Source organism: Bradyrhizobium sp. Leo170 (assembly GCF_004296405.1).
Classification (GTDB): Bacteria; Pseudomonadota; Alphaproteobacteria; order Rhizobiales; family Xanthobacteraceae; genus Bradyrhizobium.
Genome location: NZ_PSRR01000628.1, coordinates 1 through 2,248, shown reverse-complemented (window position 1 = coordinate 2,248; position 2,248 = coordinate 1). Strand labels below are relative to the sequence as shown.

General features: G+C 58.9%; 2 protein-coding genes and 1 pseudogene. 1 reads left to right on the top strand and 2 read right to left on the bottom strand.

What is annotated here, in order from left to right:
- Positions 1-500: 500 nt before the first annotated feature.
- The gene (locus CWO89_RS43335; protein ID WP_130584290.1) at positions 501-884 is read left to right on the top strand and encodes an SHOCT domain-containing protein; all 384 of its coding nucleotides are present in this window, start codon (positions 501-503) and stop codon (positions 882-884) included.
- A gap of 97 nt (positions 885-981) precedes the next feature.
- Here the strand turns inward: CWO89_RS43335 and CWO89_RS43330 are convergent, their stop codons facing one another.
- Complete coding sequence (locus CWO89_RS43330) at positions 982-1,926, bottom strand: MBL fold metallo-hydrolase (protein ID WP_130584289.1); 945 nt, start codon at positions 1,924-1,926, stop codon at positions 982-984.
- 52 nt (positions 1,927-1,978) lie between these two features.
- Positions 1,979-2,248 (bottom strand): annotated as a pseudogene (locus CWO89_RS43325) (sulfite exporter TauE/SafE family protein); the annotation flags it as partial.

Below are 2,248 nucleotides of genomic sequence, written 5' to 3'. Positions count from 1 at the left end.
AACTTAGCGCCAGCGTCGGGGCGCCAGGACCACACGACTTCGCCGTCCGTGATGCGCATGCTCGTCAGTCACACGCATCCCGTCCACCGCATCTCACCGCAACGTTCGTGACGATCGCGACCCGCCCCTCATCTACCGTGAGACGCGCGAAGTTAAATCACCGATTTGCCCGACGAGTTAAGCGATTTATTTTTCGCGTGAGCACTGGACAGACATTCGGGTGATTTGCCCGTCGGGTTGATTTGTCGCACCCACTGCATCCACATCGTCATTGCGAGCGCAGCGAAGCACTCGCCTGGTTGGAAGGCGTGTACCCGAGCGGCTTCCGCTCTTGAGGGCAAAGCAGACCTAGGTTGAGGACCGGGGGATGCCCGCCTGGGTGGCCCTCGATCCGACATGCATTGATCTAAATCAAACGCGGGCAGCGGGATCGCGCTCTAAGGAACAATATCGGGTCGGCTGGAACTGTTGCACCCAGTGGCAGGCAGAGGAGGATTGCAATGTTCTTCTTTCAGGAGGGCTTCACCTATCGAAATTTCCTGCTGGACGTCCTCACCATATTCTTCTTCATCGTGTGTTTCTGGCTACTCATTACTGTCGCTTCCGATCTATTCCGACGCCACGACATTTCGGGCTGGGTCAAGGCAATATGGGTGATAGGATGGATAATATTTCCATTCATTTTCATGCTTGCATACCTGATCTTTCAGGGAAGAGGCATGGCGGAGCGTAACATGCAACAAGCTCGGCAGGCGCGCGACGAACTCAGGAGTGCAATTGGTTTCAGCGCCGCAGATGAAATCGAAAAGCTCGGTCGGCTGAAACAGGCAGGGTCGATCAGCGACGCTGAATTTACACGGCTGCGCGCTCGGCTCGTACAGTAGTGCTGCTCGGCTCTTCGTCGCGCTGATATCCTTGCCGTGCTGCGCGCAACCCCGGGGGCAGGGTCGGCGATCATCGTGATCGCGGTTGACATGCGACTCACACCGGCAGCTTCAACTCCATCAGATCTTTCGCCACCACGATGCGGCCGGAAAAAGTCTTCTTCACGTCTTCGGTCCAATTCTCGTCCGTGACCAGCGGGTCGTCTCCGGGGACGAAATGGCTCATCACCAGCACCTTGACTCCCGCAGCCGCCGCCACGCGGCCGACGTCCTCGGTCGTGGTGTGGCTCTCGAGCAGATGCTTCTTCAGCGTTGCTCCGTTCTTCGTCTTCGCGATCAGGCGATCGACGGCAGGCAGATACATGCATTCATGCACCAGCACGTCAGCGCCTCTGGCGAATTCGGCGAGCTTCGGATTGTAGGCGGTATCGCTGGAGAATACGATGGTGCCGTCGGGCGTCTCGAATTTGTAGGCAAAATTGTCGACGATCGGGGGATGCGGCGTGCGGAAGGCCGTGACCGTCACGTCGGATGTTTTCAACACCACACCGTCGTCGCTGATATCTTTCGCGATCAGCAATTTGCGCGGATCGGGCCGGCCTTCATCCTCGATTCGGGTCTCGACGTCGAACTTGTTCAGCTCCCAAAACGCCTTTGTCATCGCCTCGATCCCCTTCGGGCCAAACGAATGGATCGGCGTGGACAGGCCGGCGGCCCAGGCATTGTAGAAGAGATTGCCGTATTCGAGATTGTGATCGGAATGATGGTGGGAGATGAAGATGTATTTGATGGAAGGGATTGGCACGCCCGCGTTCACGAGCTGACGGCTTACGCCCATGCCGCAATCGATGACAAACGGCGTGTCGTTGACCACAACGAGGTTGGCAGGATTTGAAGCGCCAACGGCGACGCGCGGACCGCCTTTGGTGCCCAGAAAGACGATCCGCGTCCGAGGCTTTGTGGCCTGTGCCAGCACAGCCGGAGCGGCAAGTGCGGCGGCGCCGACGAGCGCCAGTTTCAGCGTATTCCGGCGATCGATCATCGATACCTCCCTCGGCCTTTTCTTTAGACTAGCGCGCGTCCGATTTCCGAATCTAGCGGCCTCGCAGCACGCCGTCGAGGATGGGCAGGCCGGCGATGACGGCGGCGGCGATCAGGGCGTAGCAGATGGCGCGGAAGACGCGTTCGCTGGCCTTGCCGAACAGGGAGGCGCCGAACCATACGCCGATGGCGTAGACCGGCCCGACCACGAGCGAGAACTTGATGGAATCGGCGGTGATCAGGCCGGTGAAGAAATAGCTCACGACGGAAAAGAAATCCGAGGCGCCGAAGAACAGCACGATATTGGCGCGCGCCACCGTGAA

Excerpts from the sequence above, each read along its gene's own strand:
- CWO89_RS43330 (WP_130584289.1), bottom strand. The coding sequence starts at position 1,926 with ATGATCGATCGCCGGAATACGCTGAAACTGGCGCTCGTCGGCGCCGCC.
- CWO89_RS43335 (WP_130584290.1), top strand. The coding sequence starts at position 501 with ATGTTCTTCTTTCAGGAGGGCTTCACCTATCGAAATTTCCTGCTGGAC.